The following is an 18,735-nucleotide window of genomic DNA, read 5'->3' on the forward strand; positions in this document are numbered from 1 at the left end:
CGGCGAGCAGCCACGAGGAGGCCGCCCCGCCCGAGGCCCGCGGCGAGCAGCCACGAGGAGGCCGCCCCGCCCGAGGACCCGGTCACGCCGCACCGACCCGCTCCGCCTCGGTGTCCGCGCGGTCGCGCCAGGGCAGCTCCGCGGTGACCGTGGTCGGGCCGCCTTCGGGGGAGTCCAGGACGAACTGCCCGTCGACCGCGCCCAGCCGCTCCGCCAGCCCCGCCATGCCCGTACCGCCGTCGAGCCGGGCGCCGCCCGTCCCGTCGTCCCGGACCTGGAGCATCAGCCGGTCGCCCGACCGCCACACGTCGACCGAAGCCGCCCTCGCACGGCTGTGCTTGCTGACGTTCTGGAGGAGCTCGGAGACCGTGAAGTACGCGATGCCCTCGATGGCGGCGGCGGGCCGGCCCGGCAGGGCCACCGACACGGTCACGGGGACGGTGCAGCGGGAGGCGATGGCGGAGAGCGCGGCGTCGAGGCCGCGGTCGGTGAGGACGGCGGGGTGGATGCCGCGGGCGAGGTCGCGGACGCTCCAGCTCGTCGGAGGGCGACAGCAGCGCCCGCGCCATCGCCCGGTCCGCGTTCGTCAGCCCACGCGCCAGGTAGGGGAGCACGGGCCAGAGGACGAACAGGCTCACCAGCGTCACGGCGAACGTCGCCACGCCCCACGGCAGCCGGATGAACGAATACAGCAACGTCCGCCAGCCCACCGGGTCCTTCAGCCCCGCCCACAGCCAGGTGAAGAAGCCCTGGCCCCGACGGCTCCGCGCCATCGGGCTCGGCTCCTCGATCCGTACCCCGAGCATGCTCCGCGCCCGGCCGCGCTCGACCCGCCCGAGACCGCGCGCGCCCTGAAGTCCCAGCGCGAGCAACGGCAGTCCGATCACGGTGACGGAGAGCCCGGCGCCCACGCCGACGAGGAACACCGTGTACACGAACCCGGCGATCGCCACCGGCAGATTGGCCAGGAGATACGCGATCTCCTTCCACGTCCACCGGTCGAAGGCGATGCGTGCGGGCGGCGGCCGGTCGTTGTCCGGCGGGGAGGGGCTCATGGTCATACGACCAGCGTGCCGGGCCGGGCGCGCCCACGCCATGGGGTTCGTGGGTGAGGCCGAGTAGGGATAACCCCACCTCCCGTGTCACCTCCGGCCCCACCCGTTGTGCGACGGGGCTGCTTACCCTCTCTTTAACAGGGCCTAGACTCCCGTGCGTACAGACCGTCGAACAGGTTGAGGGAGCGAGGGACGGACGTGGCGGACGTGCCGGGACCGACCGTTCTCGCGTCGGACTACTTCCAGAGCTACTCAGTGGTCGGACTGCTCGCCGTGGTGGGCGTGCTGTTCGTCGCCGTCGCCTTCGGGGCCGGCCGGCTGCTGAGGCCCGTGGTCCCGACGCCGGAGAAACTCCTCACGTACGAGTGCGGCGTGGACCCCGTGGGGGAGGGCTGGGCCCACACCCAGGTTCGCTATTACGTGTACGCCTTCCTGTACGTGATCTTCGCCGTCGACTCGATCTTCCTGTTCCCGTGGGCGACGGTGTTCGCGGCCCCCGGATACGGGGCGACGACACTGGTGGAGATGTTCATCTTCCTCGGTTTCCTGGCCGTGGGACTGCTCTACGCATGGAAGAAGGGCGTTCTCGAATGGGCGTGACGAGCCGGCCGAACCCCGAACCTCCCGTGTCGCTTCCCGACCCGGCACCACTGCCCGAGCCGAAGAGGCTCGGCGTGCTGTCCAGGCTCGCGCCCGAACCGATGAAGGTGGTCCTCAACTGGGGCCGCCGTTACAGCCTCTGGGTCTTCAACTTCGGGCTCGCCTGCTGCGCCATCGAGTTCATCGCCGCCTCCATGGCGCGCCACGACTTCATCCGGCTCGGCGTCATCCCGTTCGCGCCCGGCCCCCGGCAGGCCGACCTGATGGTCGTGTCCGGCACGGTGACGGACAAGATGGCCCCGGCCGTGAAGCGGCTCTACGAGCAGATGCCCGAGCCGAAGTACGTCATCTCCTTCGGCGCCTGCTCCAACTGCGGCGGGCCGTACTGGGATTCGTACTCCGTGACGAAGGGCGTCGACCAGATCATCCCCGTCGACGTGTACGTACCCGGCTGCCCGCCCCGGCCCGAGGCGCTCCTCCAGGGCATCCTCAAGCTCCAGGAGAAGATCGCCCGCGAATCGCTCGCCGAGCGGTACGCCACGAAGGACACGGCCCGCCCCTCCGCCGACGCCCTACGCAGCGGTCTCGTCGCACCCCCGAAGACACCGGGGGAGGAGCGGACATGACCGCCTCGGACACCTTCGACCGTCTGCCCGACGCCGTCACCGAGGTCTTCGGCGCGGATGCCACCGCCGCGCACGCGTACGACCTGCTGACCGTCGACGTCCCCGCCGCCGCCTGGACAGCCGCCCTCGAAACGGCCCGCGACGAGCTGGGCTGCACCTACTTCGACTGGCTGAGCGCCGTCGACGAACCGGGCACCGGCTTCCGGGTCTGCGCCCATGTCGCGGCCCTCGGCGGCGGCACGGTCCGACGCCTGCTGCTCCGCACGACCGTCCCGCACGACGCGGCCACGCTGCCCACCGCCGTCGGCGTCTACGCGGGCGCCGCGTGGCACGAGCGCGAGACGTACGAGATGTTCGGCGTCGCCTTCGAGGACCACCCGCATCTCGTCCCCCTGCTGCTGCCCGAGAGCTTCGAGGGCCACCCGCTGCGCAAGGACTTCGTCCTGGCCGCCCGGGTCGCCAAGGCCTGGCCGGGTGCGAAGGAACCGGGCGAGTCCGAACACGGGGGGCCCAAGCGACGCACGATGCTGCCCCCCGGGGTGCCCGATCCGAACGAGTGGGGCCCGCTCAAGGGGCAGCTGCCGCCCGCTCCTGCCCGCCCGGCCCGGGGAGCGCGTGCGGCGGGCGACCGCCCGGCGCGCCGGGCCCGCAGCGCGAGCGAGGGCTCGGCGGCGCAGCGGCCGGACGCGGCGGAGTCCCCGCAGGCGGCGCCGCCGCGCCGGGCCCGCAGCGCGTCCCAGGGTTCTGCCAGCCAGGCCACCGGCCCGGCCGCGCCTCCGGGCGGTACGCCGGACGCCGGTGTCGCGCGGTCCGGCGGCGGCGACGCGGCACGCGCGACGGGTGCGGCCGGCAGCGCGGACGCACCCTGGCACGACGCGCGCCCGGCCTTCGACGACGCGCAGGCGCAGCCGGCGCCGGAGCGGCCTGAGCCTGAGCCGGCGCCTGCGCCTGAGCCGGCGTCGACACCGGGACCTGAAAAGCCGTCGGAGCCCGAGCGGCCCTCAGAGCCCGAGGCATCGGACGCCTCTGCGCACGGCGACGCCGACCACGGCCCGGACGGCACCCCGGACCATGCCTCGGACGGCACCCCGGACCATGCCTCGGACGGCACCTCCGGCCCCGAGCCCGACCGCGGCGCCGAGTCCGACCGCGGTGCCGGTCCTGAGGCCGATCCCGCGTCCCGAACCGACCGCTCCGCCGGTCCCGACCGTCCCGCCGGAGGCGATACCGCGTGAACGACGTACTCGACGTCGCCCTCCGCCTCGCCATCGTCTTCGCCGTCTTCATGGTGGTCCCGCTCGTCGTGGGGCAGGCGGAGCACAAGGTGATGGCCCACATGCAGGGCCGCCTCGGCCCCATGTACGCGGGCGGGTTCCACGGATGGGCCCAGCTCGTGGCGGACGGGGTGAAGTTCGCGCAGAAGGAAGACGTCGTACCGGCCGCCGCGGACCGCCGCATCTTCCAGCTGGCGCCCGCCGTCGCCCTGCTCCCGTACCTCCTCGTGATCGTCGCCATCCCGATCGGCCCCAGCGAGGGGGCGGTCGGTCAGGTGGTCGACGCGGGCATCTTCTTCGTACTGGCCGTCATGGGCGTCGGCGTACTCGGCTCACTGATGGCGGGCTGGGCCTCGGCCAACAAGTACTCCCTCCTCGGTGGCCTCCGCACCGCAGCGCAGCTGCTCGCCTACGAGCTCCCGATGCTGCTCGCCGCCGCCTCCGTGGCCATGGCCGCCGGTACCGTGTCGCTCCCCGGCATCCTCAACGCCTTCGAGTGGTGGTGGCTGCCCTGGCAGATCGTCGGCGCCCTGGTCTTCTTCGTGGCGGGGCTCGCCGAACTCCAGCGTCCGCCCTTCGACATGCCGGTCGCGGACTCGGAGATCATCTTCGGCGCGTACACCGAGTACACGGGACTCCGCTTCGCCCTGTTCCTGCTGGCCGAGTACGCCGGAATCGTCGTCCTGTGCGGTCTGACGACCGTCCTCTTCCTGGGCGGATGGCACGGGCCGCTGGGCGCCGACGGGCTCGGCTGGGTCTGGACCCTGCTCAAGACCGGTGTTCTCGCGTTCGTCGTCATCTGGCTCCGGGTCACCTACCCCCGCCTGCGCGAGGACCAGCTGCAGAAGCTCGCCTGGACCACGCTCATCCCCCTCGCTCTCGCGCAGATCGCGCTCACCGGCATCGTGAAGGTGGCGATCAACTAGTGCCCCCGATCCCCGGCTCAGGCCTGGCCAAGGGTCTCGCCGTCACTCTGCGGACCATGACGAAGCGCACGGTCACCGCGCAGTACCCCGACGTACAGCCCGAACTGCCGCCCCGCTCCCGGGGCGTCATCGGACTGTTCGAGGAGAACTGCACGGTCTGCATGCTCTGCGCCCGTGAGTGCCCCGACTGGTGCATCTACATCGACTCCCACAAGGAGACGGTGCCCCCGGCCGCGCCCGGCGGTCGCGAGCGCAGCCGCAATGTCCTGGACCGTTTCGCGATCGACTTCGCCCTGTGCATGTACTGCGGTATCTGCATCGAGGTGTGTCCTTTCGACGCGCTGTTCTGGTCGCCCGAGTTCGAGTACGCGGAGACGGACATCCACGAGCTCACCCATGAGCGCGACAAGCTCCGTGAGTGGATGTGGACCGTGCCCGAGCCGCCCGCGCTGGACCCCGGAGCCGAGGAGCCCAAGGAGATCGCCGCCGCCCGCAAGACGGCGGACAAGCTCCAGGCCCAGGAGGAGCGAGTGGCCCAGGAAGCCCGGGAGGCCCAGGGAGCACAGCCCGGCAAGGAAGCCCAGTCGGGCCAGGCGGCGGAACAGGAGGGGCAGGAGTGACCCTCGCGGCCACCGCCGGACACCCCGGCTTCCTCTCGCCGACCGGCGTCGAGATCGCCTTCGTCCTGGTTGGGCTCGTCACGTTCGGCGCGGCCCTCATCACCGTCACGACCAAGCAACTCGTGCACGCCGCCCTCTGGCTCGTGGTGGCGCTCGGCGGCATCGCGGTGGAGTACCTCCTGCTCACGGCCGAGTTCATCGCATGGGTGCAGGTGCTGATCTACGTCGGCTCCATCGTGGTCCTCCTCCTCTTCGGCCTGATGCTCACCAGAGCTCCCATCGGCCGTTCCCCGGACGCCGACTCGGGCAACCGAGGGCTCGCCCTCGGTGTCGCCGTCGCCTCCGCCGCGGCCCTCGTCTGGGTCGTCGTGGACGCCTTCCGTACGACCTGGATCAATCTGGAGGGCCCGGCCCAGGGCTCCACCAAGGCCTCCGGCGAGTTCCTCTTCCGGCACTGGGTGCTCCCCTTCGAAGCCCTCTCGGTCCTGCTGCTCGCCGCCCTCGTGGGCGCGATCGTCCTGTCCCGCAAGGAGGGCAAGGACGGCAAGGACCCCGGGGGCGGCGTCGGCGCCAAGGGGAGCAAGGGCGGCCCGCGCGGCAAGGACCGGCACGTCATGCGGGACCGCACGGACCGCACGGACCGCGAGGACCGCACGGCCCGCACGGCCCGCACGTACCGTACGGACCGGCAGGAACAGTCGGCCGCGAGCCGGGAGGACATGAGCTGATGCACCTCGCCTATCCCGCAGTCCTCGCCGTCCTCCTCTTCTGCACGGGGCTCTATGGGGTGCTCGCCCGCCGCAACGCGATCCTCGTCCTGATGTCCGTCGAGCTCATGCTCAACGCCGTCAACCTCAACCTGGTCGCCTTCGACGTCTGGCTCCGCGACGCACTCCACGCCGGCCAGGCCCTCACCCTCTTCACGATCGCCATCGCGGCGGCCGAGATCGGCATCGGCCTCGCGATCGTCCTGGCCGTCTACCGCAACCGCGGCAGCTCGGACATCGACCGTCTCCGCGACACCGCGGAGACCGACGACGCCGAAACGCTCCCCGACGACGCCGACGCCGCGCGGGACAGCACCGCGGACCAGGCCACTGCTCCTGCAGGGAAAGCAAAGAAGGCAGAGGCCACCGCGTGACCACCACGACCCTCGCCGTCCTGGTCCCCCTCCTCCCCTTCCTGGGCGCCGCCGCAGGACTCCTCCTGGGCCGGACCGCACCCGGCTTCGTCCGTCCTCTCGCCGTCCTGCCGACCCTCGCCGCCGCCGTCCTCGCCGTCGTCGTCGCCGCACGCCAGGGCGGCGGCCGGCCCATCGACGCCGCGACCCAGCTGACCCCCACCGGTTCGGTCCCGGTCGACCTGGCCCTGCACCTCGACGGCTTCGCCGTCCTCGTCGCCGTCCTCGTCGGGCTCGTCGCCACCTGCGTACAGGTCTACTCGACGGCGTACCTGAAGGACGATGCCCGCTACCCCTCGTACGCGGCACTCGTCTCCCTCTTCACCTCCGCGATGCTGCTCGTCGTCTACTCCGGCGACCTCATGGTGCTCCTGGTCGGCTGGGAGATCATGGGCATCTGCTCGTACTTCCTCGTCGGCCACTACTGGGAGACCTCCGAGGCCCGTGCCGCCTCCCTCAAGGCCTTCCTCGTCACCAAGCTCGGCGACGTGCCCTTCCTCATCGGCCTGTTCGCGCTCGCCGCGGACACCGGCACCTTCCGCATCACCGGCATCCTGGCCGCCGTCACCAACGGCGGACTCGACCACCCCACCCTCATCGCGCTGCTGCTCCTCGCCGGCGTGGCGGGCAAGTCCGCGCAGTTCCCCCTGCACACCTGGCTGCCCGACGCGATGGCCGGCCCCACCCCCGTCTCCGCGCTCATCCACGCCGCGACGATGGTCGCCGCCGGTATCTACTTCGTGGCCCGGCTCCTCCCCGTCTTCGCCGCCTCCGGCGCCGCCCTCGTCGTCCTCGCCCTGATGGCGGCCGTCACGATGATCGGCTCAGGACTCGCCGCACTCGCGCAGGACGACATCAAACGTGTCCTCGCCTACTCGACGATCGGCCAGCTCGGCTACATGTCCGGCGCCCTGGCCGTCGGCGACCGCGGGGCCGCCGTCTTCCACCTCCTGTCGCACGGTGCGTTCAAGGCCGTCCTCTTCCTCGCGGCGGGCGTCGTCATCCACGCCGCGGGAACCAACTCACTCGCCGCCATGTCCCGCATGAGCGGGCTGAACAAGCGCATCCCCGACGCCTACTGGACGATGACCGTCGCGCTCCTCGCGCTCGCCGCGATCCCTCCGTTCGCCGGCTTCTTCTCCAAGGAAGCCGTCCTCGTCGCCGCCGAGCACACCGCCTTCGGAGACCGTGACGTCGCCCCGGCCGCGGCCGGCTGGACGATCCTCGTCGCCGGGCTCGCCGCCGCGGTCCTCACCGCGGCCTACGCCACGCGGCTGTGGCTCCTCGCCTTCCGCGGGCGCGGCACCGAGGCCCCCGACCACGGCAGGCAGCCCGTGGCGATGACCTCCGTCCTGTGGGTCCTCGCCGTCCCCACGATCGCCTTCGGGCTCGCCGCCGGCGTCCTCGTCGACTGGTTCGACGGACACAGCCTCGCCCCCTCCCTCACGACCGCCGTCCTCTCCACCGGCGTCGGACTCGTCGGCGGACTCGTCACCTACGGGGCATGGCGCCACACCACGGCGCTCGCCGACCGTCCCCCGGTCGGGGCCGTAGCCGCCCACCCCGGGGGCGAACCCGCGCTCGTGGAGGCCGAGGCGATCGCCTCGCACACAGCGGTGTACGGCACCATCGCCGACGCCCCGGACCCGTCGGATCCCGGCAGGCTCCTCCTGGGGCCGATGCACCGCCACGCGGTCACCGGCTTCCACCTCGACGCCCTGTACACGGCGCTGTTCGTCCGCCCCGTGGGGGCCGCAGCACGGCTCGTCCACTTCCTGGACCGTGAGGTCGTCGAGACGTACGTACGCGGCTCGGGCAGCATCGCCCGCGGGCTCGGCACCGCGATCCGCCGGAGCCAGACCGGCAACGTGCAGACCTACCTCGGCGCGCTCCTCGCCGGAACCCTTGTCCTGGCGATCGCCGCCGTCGTCTTCGCCAACGTCTACGCCGGGGCGTGAACCGTGCTCGATATCAGCGCATCCGTGATGCAGTTCCTTCTGGCGTTCATCGTCGTCGCCCCGCTCCTGGGAGCGGTCGCCGCGCTGCTGCCCGCCCCGCCCGGGCTCAAGGGCAGGAACCCCGGCCAGGCCGTGCTCCGCCACGGCGTGACCGTCACCGGTGCCGTGCTCCTCGCCGCCCTCGTCCTGGCCGCCGGCTTCGACCACGACCACCCGTCGAAGATGCAGGCCACGACGGACATCAGCTGGATCCCGGCGCTCGACGTCCGGATCCACCTCGGCACCGACGGCATCTCGCTCCCCCTCCTCGTGCTCACCGCGCTGCTGACCTTCCTCTGCGCGCTCCACAGCTACTTCAAGCCCCCCGCGGGCCCGTCCCCGAAGGCCTTGGTAGCTCTCGTCCTCGTCCTCGAGTCCGGCACCCTCGCGACCTTCGCCGTCCTCGACCTGCTGCTGTTCTTCCTGGCCTTCGAGATGGTCCTCATCCCGATGTACTTCCTCATCGCCCGCTGGGGCGGCGACCGGAAGCAGCCCGCCGCCTGGAAGTTCATCCTCTACACGCTGCTCGGCTCCGTGATCATGCTGCTGGGGCTGCTCCTCATCGGTCTGAAGAGCGGCACCTTCGACATGGTGGCACTCGCTACTGACAACGGCCGCGGTCTCACCACATCCGTGCAGGTCATCGCCGTATTGGCGGTCGGTGTCGGCCTGGCCGTGAAGACCCCGATGTGGCCCCTGCACAGCTGGCTGCCCGACGCCCACACCGCGGCCCCGACCGTCGGCTCCGTCCTCCTCGCCGGCGTACTCCTGAAGATGGGTACGTACGGATTCGTCCGCATCCTGCTCCCCGTCACCCCCGACGGGATGCAGACCTTCGCGCCGTATCTGGCCGCCTTCGCCGTGGTCGGGATCATCTACGGATCCCTCGCCTGCCTCGCCCTCGCCCGCCCCGGCGCCAAGGGCGACCTGAAGCGCCTGATCGCCTACTCCTCCGTGGGCCACATGGGCTTCGTGCTCCTCGGCATCGCGACGATGACCCCCACCGGGGTGAACGGCGCGCTCTTCGCGAACATCGCCCACGGCCTCATCACAGGCCTGCTGTTCTTCCTGGTCGGAGCCATCAAGGACCGCTACGGCACGGCGGACCTCGACACCCTCTCCGGCGCCACCGGTGCCGCTCTGTACGGCCGCGCCCCCCGGCTCGGCGGCCTCCTCGCGTTCGCCGCCGTGGCCTCACTCGGGCTCCCCGGCCTCGCCGGGTTCTGGGGCGAGATGCTCACGCTGTTCGGCGCGTTCGACCCCGCCGAAGGGCTCAGCCGCCCCGCCTTCCTCACCTTCATGGCCATCGGCGCCCTCGGCACCCTGCTCACGGCCGCGTACATGCTCATCGTCGTACGCCGCGTCTGCATGGGCGAGCACCGTGATCAGCCGCAGCCGGTCGCCGACATCCAGCACCACGAGTTCGCCGCCTGGACCCCGCTCGCCGCCCTGACCGTCCTCGCCGGACTCTGGCCCGCCGTCCTCCTCGGCCTCACCGACCCGGCCGTGCAGAAGCTCCTCGCAGGAGGCAAGTCGTGACCGTGGCAGCCGACAGCGCAACCGGGGCCGCAAGCCTCGTCCAGTCCGTCGACTGGCTCGCGATCGCGCCCCCCGTCATCGCGGCGTCCGTGGCCCTGCTCGTCCTCGTCGCGGATCTCTTCGTCGGCGAACGGCACAAGCCGCTCCTCGGCTACGGGGCCGTCGCCGGGCTCGTCGCCGCCCTCGCCATGATCGTCCCGCTGCGCGCCGGGGACCGCTCCACCTTCTGCCTCACCGGCGCGACCCAGGCCTGCAGCTACACCGCCGACCACTTCGCGCTCGTCATCCAGGCCCTCGTGCTCGGCGGGGCCCTGCTCACCGCGCTGCTCTCGGTCGGCGACACCCGCAGGCTCCCCGCGGGCGAATTCTGGTTCCTCCTCCTGGCCTCCGCCGCAGGTGCCGCACTGCTGCCCGCGGCCCGGGACCTCGCCACGCTCGTCGTCGCCCTGGAAGTCGCCTCGCTCCCCGCGTTCGCCCTCGTCGGCATCAAGCGCGGCGACCGCCGGTCCTCCGAAGCTGCGCTGAAGTTCTTCCTCTCCTCCGTCGTCGCCACCGCCGTCATGCTCATGGGCGTCAGCTTCGTCTACGCGACCACCGGCACCATGCACCTCACCGAGATCGCCGCCCGCCTCGACGAGGTACCGGCCGGGTTCTCCACCCTCGCCGGGGCGGGTGTCGCCCTCACCCTCGTGGGCTTCGCCTTCAAGACGGCCGCCGCGCCGTTCCACTTCTGGGTCCCCGACACCTACGTGGGAGCACCGCTCCCCATCGCCGCCTACCTCTCGGTCGTCGGCAAGGCGGTCGGCTTCTCCGGTCTCATCCTCGTCACGGTGATCGGTTTCCCGTCGTACGCCGACGTCTGGGGACCGGCCCTGGCCGTCCTCGCCGCGCTCACCATGACCGTCGGCAACCTCGCCGCACTCCGGCAGACCGCGACCCGCGCCCGAAGCGCCGTACGGCTCCTCGCATGGTCGTCAGTGGGCCAGGCCGGCTACCTCCTCGTCCCGATCGCCGCCGCCGCGTACTCCAGTGACGTCCAGATCGGCTCGACCGTGGCCTACGCGCTCATGTACGCGGTGGTGAACCTGGGGGCCTTCGCGGTGGCCGCCCTCGTCGCCCGCAGCCGCCCGGGCAACCGGCTCAGCGACTACCGCGGCCTGTACGCCACCCGGCCCCTGGCCGCGCTCGCCATGGGCTTCTTCCTGCTCTGTCTGGCGGGCCTGCCGCCCGGCATCATCGGTCTCTTCGCCAAGGTCACGGTGTTCTCCTCGGCCGTCGACGCCGGGCTCGGCTGGCTCGCCGTCGTCATGGCCGTCAACGTGGTGATCGCGCTGTACTACTACCTCCGGTGGACCGCCGCACTCTTCACGGCCCCTGTGCCCGGTACCACCGCCGAGGAGGAGCCCTCCGCGCGCGAACACCGGGTCCCGGCCCCGCTCACGCTGGCGATCGCCCTCACCGCCGTCGCAGGGATCGCGCTGTCCGGCGCCCCTCAGCTCGTCCTCCGCTTCGCCGCCGTCAGCCTCTTCTGACCGCCTCCGGCCGGTTTGCCCGCGGAGCCGCGCACAGGGCATGGTCATGCGTGCACGCGTCACGTACATGAGCGCGCGAGACAAGCACGCAAGCAGAGCGCAGAGGAGCCAGAGCGGTGCTGAACGGGTTCAAGGACTTCATCCTCCGCGGGAACGTCGTCTCGATGGCCATCGGCCTCGCCGTCGGGGCCGCCTTCACCGCCGTGGTCACCGGCTTCAGCAACGCGTTCATCGTGCCGCTGATCGGCCTCGTCACCCGCGGCACCGGAGACTTCAGCAAGGCGTCCTACAGCGTCGACGGAGTGACGTTCCCCTACGGCCTCTTCGTCAGCGCCGCCATCGCCTTCCTCATCACCGCCGCGGTCCTCTACTTCCTGGTCGTCCTCCCCATGGCCAAGGTCCAGAACCGCTTCACGACCAAGGAGGAGGAGGAGAAGGCCGGCATCAAGGCAGCCCTCCGCGACTGCCCCCGCTGCTTCGCCGAGATCCCCTCCGTCGCCTCCCGCTGCGCCCACTGCACCAGCGACGTCGAGCCGGACGCCGAAGCACGCGCGCTCGCAGGGCTCCCCGTCCAGCGCTGACCCGGCTGCCGCAGGCCCTCACAGGCCCACGCAGGCCCACCCACCCGTACGGCCCAGGGGCGGATCCACCCGGATCCGCCCCTTCTGCCTGTGCCCCCGGCCACCTCGCACAAGGGAACTAGCTTCCTTCGCCTCGCGTTGACCAGTACGGGAGGCTCCACTGGGGAGTGGAGCACCACCGAGCAAGGGTTCCCCTGCTGCACCACTTGGAGGGCGTACCGTGCACCGCCGGCACAACGGGCTGAAAACCGCTGTACTGCTCGGGGGCCTCTCGGCCCTCATCATCGTCATAGGCAGCTTCTTCGGACGGACCGGCCTGATCGTGGCCCTTCTCGTCGCGCTCGCCACCAACGCCTACGCTTACTGGAACAGCGACAAGCTCGCCCTGCGCGCCATGAGGGCGCGCCCGGTCAGCGAATTCGAGGCGCCGCAGCTCTACCGCACCGTCCGGGAACTCTCGACGGCGGCTCGCCAGCCCATGCCCCGGCTCTTCATCTCCCCGACCCAGGCACCCAACGCCTTCGCCACCGGCCGCAATCCGCGCAACGCCGCCGTGTGCTGCACCGAAGGGATCCTCCAACTGCTCGACGAGCGCGAGCTGCGCGGCGTCCTCGGCCACGAGCTGAGCCACGTCTACAACCGCGACATCCTCATCTCGTCCGTCGCGGGCGCCCTCGCCTCGGTCGTCATGTTCCTGGTCAACTTCGCGTGGCTCATCCCCGTCGGCCGGTCCGACGACGACGACGGCCCGGGCCTCCTCGGCATGCTCCTGATCATGATCCTCGGCCCGCTCGCCGCCTCCGTGATCCAGCTCGCCGTGAGCCGCTCCCGCGAGTACCAGGCCGACGCGTCCGGGGCTCAGCTCACCGGCGACCCGCTCGCCCTGGCGTCCGCCCTGCGCAAGCTCGACGCCGGGACCAAACAGCTTCCGCTCCCGCCCGAACCACGGATCGAGACCGCGAGTCACATGATGATCGCGAACCCGTTCCGTCCCGGCCAGGGCATGTCCAAGATGTTCTCCACCCACCCGCCCATGGCTGAACGCATCTCCCGACTCGAGCAGATGGCAGGGTACCGACCGTGAAGACAATCCTGAACGTCATATGGCTGGTCCTGTGCGGACTCTGGATGTTCCTCGGCTACATCGCCGCGGGGCTCCTGCTCTGCATCACGATCATCGGCATCCCCTTCGGCGTGGCCGCCTTCCGTATCGGCGTCTACGCGCTCTGGCCCTTCGGCTACTCCGTGGTCGACCGCCACGACGCCGGAGGCCCCTCCCTCATCGGCAACGTCCTCTGGGTGATCCTGGCGGGCTGGTGGCTTGCGCTCGGCCACATCTTCACCGGCATCGCCCTGTGCGTCACGATCATCGGCATTCCGCTGGGCATCGCGAACTTCAAGCTCATCCCGGTCTCGCTCATGCCCTTCGGCAAGGAGATCGTCCGCACGGACCAGCCGTTCGCAACGCGCTAGCCGGGCAGCCCGGCCGGCAACCGTACCCGCCCCCGCATGCGTCCTGGCTTGCAGAAACGAGTGACGGGTAGGTACGCGAACATGAGCATCATCAGTTGGATCATCCTCGGGCTGCTGGCCGGCGCCATAGCCAAGCTGCTCCTGCCGGGCCGCGACCCCGGAGGCATCATCGGGACTACTCTCATCGGCATCGTGGGCGCCTTCCTCGGCGGCTGGCTGTCGTCCCGCTTCCTCGACCGCCCCATCAGCACGGACTTCTACGACACTGCCACCTGGGTGGCGGCCGTCGCCGGATCCCTCGTCCTGCTGATCGCCTACCGGTTGCTGTTCGGCAACTCCCGCGACCGCCGCTGACCCGCGCGTCCGCACAGCCCCTCCGGACACGGGAACGGGGCAGGCAGTGCCGACCGGCACACCCCGCCCCGCCCGCGACCCGCTGCGCACGGCAGCGAACCGTCTACCGGTAGTTGGCGAACTGCACTGCGAAGTCCAGGTCCTTGCCCTTGATCAGCGCCTGCACCGCCTGCAGGTCGTCCCGGCTCTTGGAGGTGACCCGCAGTTCGTCACCCTGGACCTGCGCCTTGACGCCCTTCGGCCCCTCATCGCGGATGATCTTCGCCACCTTCTTGGCGTTCTCCTGGGAGATGCCCTCCTCGATCGTGGCGAAGATCTTGTACTCCTTGCCGGAGAGCTGCGGCTCGCCCGCGTCCAGCGACTTCAGGGAGATCCCGCGCTTGACCAGCTTGGACTGGAAGATGTCGAGGATCGCCTTGACCCGCTCCTCGCCGTTCGCCTCCATGAGGATCTTCTCGCCGGACCAGGAGATCGACGCGCCCGTCCCCTTGAAGTCGAAGCGCTGGGAAATCTCTTTGGCGGCCTGGTTGAGGGCGTTGTCGACCTCCTGCCGCTCGACCTTCGAGACGATGTCGAAACTGGAGTCGGCCATGACGTGTGGCTCCTTGCGTCGTATGCGTTGGGTACGGCACAAAGCCTAGCCACCCCCGCCCGCGCCCGGTGCTGATCAACCAGGTGGCGGAGCACCCCTGGTCATCGGGTATCGTTTACGTCGTCGCCAAGGAGCCCCCAACCGGGATCCGACGCGTCGTTCGAGGCGGTGTGCCCGAGTGGCCAAAGGGAGCAGACTGTAAATCTGCCGGCTCAGCCTACCCAGGTTCGAACCCTGGCGCCGCCACACGAACGAGAGGGCCCGTGAGCAGCAGAAATGCTGCTCACGGGCCCTCTTTCATGGGCCGGCGCTGATGAGCCCCATACGCGCCGCAAGCACCACTCTGTCTCGCTGGTCTCGCGTGCTGACCAGCTTGTGTGGGGTCGGCGTGGGGCAGAGTTCGGGCCTACCGCCTGCCCCGCGGGGTCGCCTCGATCCGGGCATGGCCGTCGCCGCGGGCGCCGTCCAGGCACGTGGCACAGACGTGGAAGACAACGGCCACCCTGGGGCAGGCGCGCTGTGCCACCACCTGAGGTTCCGCAGACCGCCGCGCTGCGCTCCGCGGCGGGGCGCGCCGCCCGGTTGCGCGGCGGGGGCCGGCCGGCTTTGGGCCGAGTCCACCCCGCCGCGACGTTCACGTGCCGGGGGGACCGGGTGCCGGGTGGGGGCTCTCCAGGCGGAGTACGAGTGCACGCAGGGCGCGCAGTTCGGCATCCAGTGCCTGCGTGCCTTCGCGGGTGAGGGGGATCCCACGTGCGGGGGCGCCGGGCGGCGTTACCGGCGAGGCGCCGGGCTCGGCTCGCCCGGTGGACGCACGGGATCGGCCGCGGGGATCGGCCGTACGGCGGTCGGGACGCGCGGTCCCGGCGGCAGCCCCCGGGAGCTCACCGACACACACGGCGCACGGACACGCACGGGAGCTCCCCGACGCACACAGCTCACGGACACTCACGGCAGCTCACGGGCACTCACGGCAGTCGCGGCCGTGGTCCGTTCGCCTGGTCAGGGGTCGGCGTGCGCCCTGCCGGTGGCCGCAGCAGGTAGAGGCCGGCGCAGGTGACCAGGACGGCCATGCACGCGATGAAGACCAGCCCCGCGTCCTGGAGGCCGATGTGGACCGAGAGGACACCCACCCCGATCACCGGCAGCGAGATGCCCGCGTACGCCACCACGAACAGCGTGGAGATCACCGCGGCCCGCCGGTCCACGGGTGACGCCGCGGCCACCTGGGACAGGGCGGCCCGGAAGGCCAGGCCCTGGCCTGCCCCGCCGAGGAGCGCGCTCAGCACGACCAGGGGCAGCAGCTGCCACCACAGTGCGGCCGCGAGCAGCGTCAGCCCGCCGAGGAGCCCGGCGCAGCCCAGTGGCAGTGACCGCCGCTCACCGATCCTGCCCACCGCCGACTGCCCGGCGATCGAGGCGAAGAAGGCCAGCGCGACGACCAGCCCGCTCACGGCGTGGTTGTCCACGCCGAGGAACTGGGACAGGAACGCCGGACTGACCGAGGTGAACACCCCGAACAGCGCGAACCCCACGAAGGAGGCGAGCGCCGCCGGCCGGAACACCGCCCGGACCTCGGGCGGCAGCCCGGGCCGCTGCGGGCGGACGGTGGCCAGGGGGCGCCGCTCGCCCACGGTCTCCTTCAGGCCGGACAGGACGACCGCCGAGACCGCCAGCAGCACCAGGTGCACGACGAACGGCAGGTACAGCGGCCAGGAGGCGTACTGCGCGAGGAATCCGGCGAGCAGCGGCCCGCAGCCCAGGCCGCCCATGTTGGCCGCCGTCGCCACGAACGAGGCCCTGGACGAGCCCCTGCCGGGTGCCAGCTCCATGACGTACGCGGTGGCCGCCCCGGTGAACAGCCCGGCCGACAGGCCCGAGAGCAGCCGGCCCGCGTAGAGCCAGCCCAGAGCGGTGGCGCACAGGAAGCAGACGGCGCTCGCCGCGGCGCAGCCCAGGCCCCACCACAGCACGGGGCGGCGGCCCACCGCGTCGGAGGCGTTTCCCGCCAGCAGCAGCACTCCGATGACGCCGAAGGCGTACACCGCGTACACGACGGTCACCGTCATCTCGGAGAAGCCGAGTTCGCCCTGGTAGAGGCTGTAGAGAGGCGTCGGCAGGGTCGTTCCCGCCATGCACACGGCGAACACCGCTCCGCTGAGGTAACAGGGGAGCCAACCTCGGCGATCAAGGCCACCGTCCATGCGCCCGACGCTATCCCGCAGATGCTCCCGCGGGCCGGAACGCCTCGCGCGGCGGCCCGGACGCCCCGCCGTCGCTCGTCGTCCGGGCTCCGGTGGCCGGGCGCGCGGAAAGCGGACGGTCACGTGGCGCGGCTACGACTCCAGGTACCTCAGGACCGCCAGGATCGGCGGCTGTACCCGTCGGTGTGCGACAGCTCCAGCTTGTCGAAGATCGCGTTGAGGTTCTTCTCCACGGCACTCACCGAGATGTGCAGGCGCTTCGCGATCGCCGTGTTGGTGAGCCCCTGGGCCAGGGTTGCGAGGACACTGCGTTCGCGGGGCGTGAGGCGGGCCAGCGGATCTCCGTGTGTGGAGCGGACGACCAGCTGCCGGACCACCTCGGGGTCCAGTGCGGCGTCACCCTTCCGGATGCGCTCCAGTGCGTCGAGGAACTCCTCGACCTGGGCGACCCGGTCTTCGAGGAGATACCCCACCCCCTCCGCGCCGGTGGCCAACAGCTGTGCGGCGTAGTGGCGTTCGATGTGCTGGGACAGAATCAGGACGCCGGCGGGGGCCAACACCGCTGCGGCCCGTGGCCGCGGCGGATCCACCAGGCCGGCCGGCGGTCGGTGCCGGCGTCCGGGCGTGTCCGGGGCAGGTCATGAACTGCGGCGGTGCTGGGCCCGGTCGGAGCCGCGCAGCCGCAGGACCACGTACGTCACGACGGCCACGACCACCAGGGCCAGCACCACCTTGGAGGCGACCCCGACGTAGGTCCCCACTGCCTCCCACTGGTCCCCCAGCCAGTAACCGGCCATCACCAGCACCGAGTTCCAGATCAGGCTGCCGAGCGTGGTCAGGATGATGAAGACGTGCAGGGGCATGCGCTCCACACCGGCGGGGACCGATATGAGGCTGCGGAAGATCGGCACCATGCGGCCGAAGAAGACCGCCTTGGTGCCGTGCTTCGCGAACCACTCCTCCGTGCGCACCAGATCCGAGGCCTTCACCAGTGGCAGCTTCGCCCAGATGGCGTGCATGCGTTCACGTCCCACGCCCGCGCCGATCCAGTAGAGGGCCAGGGCCCCCACGACCGAGCCGAGCGTCGTCCAGAACAGGGCGGACGCCAGGCTGAGGACTCCCTGTCCGGCGGCGAACCCGGTCAGCGGCAGGATCACTTCGCTCGGCAGCGGCGGGAAGAGGTTCTCCAGGGCGATGGCCAGGCCGGCTCCGGGGCCGCCCATGGCCTCCACGAGCCCGGCGGCCCAGCCGGCGATGCCGCCCGCGGGCTCCTGCTGCATAGCCGAGTGCGTGAGATGCATATGAGTCTCCAAAGTCGGCGGGTCGTCACCCCGGGGCGTGTACCCCGATCACCCTCCACGTTAGAAACCGCAGCTCAACGGCGGTATGCGGACGGCCGTCCGGTCCGGTGCGGCTTTCCGCAGGGTCCGGCCTGCGGAAAACCGTACCTGCGGAAAAAGACCGCGCCCCCGGGGCCCCCACCGGGTACCCCCTCAGTTCCCCGCGATGTCCTTCACCGCGACCGCCACCGGCTTGGACCCACTGATCAGCTCGAGGGTCAGGCCCGCCGTCGCCGGGGTGTCCAGCAGTTCCAGCAGGACCGCGGCCACGTCGTCACGGGGGATCGGGCCACGGCCCGTCGAGGCGGCGAGCAGGACCTGACCGGTCCCGGCGTCGTTCGTGAGCATGCCGGGGCGCAGGATCGTCCAGTCCAGGCCGCTCCTGGTGCGTACGTACGCGTCCGCCTCGCCCTTGGCCCGCTGGTAGACGTCGAAGACCTCGTCGCCCGGGTGCCCGGGGTCGGCCCCCATGGAGGAGACCACGACGTAGCGCCGTACGCCCGCCTGTTCCGCCGCGTCCGCGAACAGCACGGCGGCTCCGCGGTCCACCGTGTCCTTGCGTTCCGAGCCGCTGTTCGGGCCGGCGCCGGCGGCGAAGACCGCCGCGTCCGCCCCTCGCAGGACCTCCGCCACCTCCTCGGCGGAGGCCGATTCGAGGTCGAGGACGACGGGCTCGGCACCGGCCGCCCTCAGGTCGTCACCCTGCCGCGGGTTGCGGATGACGCCCACCGCTTCGTCACCGCGCGCGGCGAGCAGCCGCTCGAGCCGCAGCGCGATCTGACCATGTCCACCTGCAATGACAATGCGCATGCTCCCGACCGTACGCCGCGGGGCCCGCTCGT

General features: G+C 71.3%; 19 protein-coding genes, 1 tRNA gene and 2 pseudogenes. 16 read left to right on the forward strand and 6 right to left on the reverse strand.

The features are described 5' to 3' along the window. Positions 1–82 precede the first annotated feature (82 nt). Positions 83–1,010, reverse strand: a pseudogene (locus tag OO67_RS04990) (sensor histidine kinase). Here OO67_RS04990 and OO67_RS39525 point away from each other — a divergent pair. From OO67_RS39525 to OO67_RS05060, 15 genes are all read left to right on the forward strand, one after another. Continuing rightward, positions 928–1,122: a hypothetical protein gene (locus OO67_RS39525; protein ID WP_244300100.1), complete on the forward strand. Its 195-nt coding sequence runs from the start codon at positions 928–930 to the stop codon at positions 1,120–1,122. The pseudogene OO67_RS04990 and the gene OO67_RS39525 overlap by 83 nt on opposite strands. 131 nt (positions 1,123–1,253) lie before the next feature. After that, on the forward strand, positions 1,254–1,655 hold the full coding sequence (locus OO67_RS04995) for an NADH-quinone oxidoreductase subunit A (RefSeq protein WP_033297557.1): 402 nt from the start codon (positions 1,254–1,256) through the stop codon (positions 1,653–1,655). Then, a complete protein-coding gene (locus OO67_RS05000) occupies positions 1,646–2,281 on the forward strand; it encodes an NADH-quinone oxidoreductase subunit B (RefSeq protein WP_033297558.1) in 636 nt (211 codons plus the stop codon). The genes OO67_RS04995 and OO67_RS05000 overlap by 10 nt, the downstream gene beginning before the upstream one ends. Beyond that, positions 2,278–3,516, forward strand: a complete 1,239-nt coding sequence (locus tag OO67_RS05005; protein ID WP_033297559.1) for an NADH-quinone oxidoreductase subunit C — start codon at positions 2,278–2,280, stop codon at positions 3,514–3,516. Before OO67_RS05000 ends, OO67_RS05005 begins: the two co-directional genes overlap by 4 nt. Then, the gene (locus OO67_RS05010; protein WP_033297560.1) at positions 3,513–4,481 is read left to right on the forward strand and encodes a complex I subunit 1/NuoH family protein; all 969 of its coding nucleotides are present in this window, start codon (positions 3,513–3,515) and stop codon (positions 4,479–4,481) included. The genes OO67_RS05005 and OO67_RS05010 overlap by 4 nt, the downstream gene beginning before the upstream one ends. Further along, the gene (locus tag OO67_RS05015; RefSeq protein WP_033297561.1) at positions 4,481–5,101 is read left to right on the forward strand and encodes a NuoI/complex I 23 kDa subunit family protein; all 621 of its coding nucleotides are present in this window, start codon (positions 4,481–4,483) and stop codon (positions 5,099–5,101) included. The genes OO67_RS05010 and OO67_RS05015 overlap by 1 nt, the downstream gene beginning before the upstream one ends. Continuing rightward, positions 5,098–5,829, forward strand: coding sequence for an NADH-quinone oxidoreductase subunit J family protein (locus OO67_RS05020; RefSeq protein WP_244300039.1), 732 nt, complete (start codon positions 5,098–5,100; stop codon positions 5,827–5,829). Before OO67_RS05015 ends, OO67_RS05020 begins: the two co-directional genes overlap by 4 nt. Next, a complete protein-coding gene (gene nuoK / locus OO67_RS05025; RefSeq protein WP_033297562.1) occupies positions 5,829–6,242 on the forward strand; it encodes an NADH-quinone oxidoreductase subunit NuoK in 414 nt (137 codons plus the stop codon). Before OO67_RS05020 ends, nuoK begins: the two co-directional genes overlap by 1 nt. Beyond that, positions 6,239–8,239: an NADH-quinone oxidoreductase subunit 5 family protein gene (locus OO67_RS05030; RefSeq protein ID WP_033297563.1), complete on the forward strand. Its 2,001-nt coding sequence runs from the start codon at positions 6,239–6,241 to the stop codon at positions 8,237–8,239. Before nuoK ends, OO67_RS05030 begins: the two co-directional genes overlap by 4 nt. A 27-nt stretch (positions 8,240–8,266) precedes the next feature. Beyond that, a complete protein-coding gene (locus OO67_RS05035; protein ID WP_033297564.1) occupies positions 8,267–9,817 on the forward strand; it encodes a complex I subunit 4 family protein in 1,551 nt (516 codons plus the stop codon). Then, positions 9,814–11,349, forward strand: coding sequence for an NADH-quinone oxidoreductase subunit N (locus tag OO67_RS05040; protein ID WP_033297565.1), 1,536 nt, complete (start codon positions 9,814–9,816; stop codon positions 11,347–11,349). The genes OO67_RS05035 and OO67_RS05040 overlap by 4 nt, the downstream gene beginning before the upstream one ends. 116 nt (positions 11,350–11,465) lie before the next feature. After that, the gene (mscL, locus tag OO67_RS05045) at positions 11,466–11,930 is read left to right on the forward strand and encodes a large conductance mechanosensitive channel protein MscL (protein ID WP_033297566.1); all 465 of its coding nucleotides are present in this window, start codon (positions 11,466–11,468) and stop codon (positions 11,928–11,930) included. Between the two features lie 220 nt (positions 11,931–12,150). After that, complete coding sequence (htpX, locus tag OO67_RS05050) at positions 12,151–13,014, forward strand: zinc metalloprotease HtpX (RefSeq protein ID WP_033297567.1); 864 nt, start codon at positions 12,151–12,153, stop codon at positions 13,012–13,014. Next, on the forward strand, positions 13,011–13,403 hold the full coding sequence (locus OO67_RS05055) for a YccF domain-containing protein (RefSeq protein WP_033297568.1): 393 nt from the start codon (positions 13,011–13,013) through the stop codon (positions 13,401–13,403). The genes htpX and OO67_RS05055 overlap by 4 nt, the downstream gene beginning before the upstream one ends. An 81-nt stretch (positions 13,404–13,484) precedes the next feature. After that, a complete protein-coding gene (locus OO67_RS05060) occupies positions 13,485–13,757 on the forward strand; it encodes a GlsB/YeaQ/YmgE family stress response membrane protein (protein WP_033297569.1) in 273 nt (90 codons plus the stop codon). A gap of 103 nt (positions 13,758–13,860) precedes the next feature. Here OO67_RS05060 and OO67_RS05065 read toward each other — a convergent pair whose 3' ends face one another. After that, entirely contained in the window at positions 13,861–14,349 is a 489-nt protein-coding gene (locus OO67_RS05065) for a YajQ family cyclic di-GMP-binding protein (RefSeq protein ID WP_033297570.1), read from the reverse strand. A gap of 164 nt (positions 14,350–14,513) precedes the next feature. Between OO67_RS05065 and OO67_RS05070 the strand changes: the two genes are divergently transcribed. Then, positions 14,514–14,595: transfer RNA gene (locus OO67_RS05070), tRNA-Tyr, on the forward strand. A gap of 722 nt (positions 14,596–15,317) precedes the next feature. On the opposite strand, the gene OO67_RS05075 is transcribed toward OO67_RS05070, so the two are convergent. The 4 genes and pseudogenes from OO67_RS05075 to OO67_RS05090 all read right to left on the reverse strand — a co-directional run bounded on the left by OO67_RS05075 (position 15,318) and on the right by OO67_RS05090 (position 18,703). Next, positions 15,318–16,553: an MFS transporter gene (locus OO67_RS05075; protein ID WP_033297571.1), complete on the reverse strand. Its 1,236-nt coding sequence runs from the start codon at positions 16,551–16,553 to the stop codon at positions 15,318–15,320. Between the two features lie 132 nt (positions 16,554–16,685). Next, positions 16,686–17,098, reverse strand: a pseudogene (locus tag OO67_RS05080) (LuxR C-terminal-related transcriptional regulator); the annotation flags it as partial. A 93-nt stretch (positions 17,099–17,191) separates the two neighbouring features. Further along, complete coding sequence (locus OO67_RS05085) at positions 17,192–17,854, reverse strand: DedA family protein (protein ID WP_033297572.1); 663 nt, start codon at positions 17,852–17,854, stop codon at positions 17,192–17,194. 192 nt (positions 17,855–18,046) lie between these two features. After that, positions 18,047–18,703, reverse strand: a complete 657-nt coding sequence (locus tag OO67_RS05090; RefSeq protein WP_033297573.1) for an SDR family oxidoreductase — start codon at positions 18,701–18,703, stop codon at positions 18,047–18,049. Positions 18,704–18,735 lie beyond the last annotated feature (32 nt).

Origin of the sequence: Streptomyces atroolivaceus (assembly GCF_000717025.1) — a bacterium.
Taxonomy (GTDB): domain Bacteria; phylum Actinomycetota; class Actinomycetes; order Streptomycetales; family Streptomycetaceae; genus Streptomyces; species Streptomyces atroolivaceus.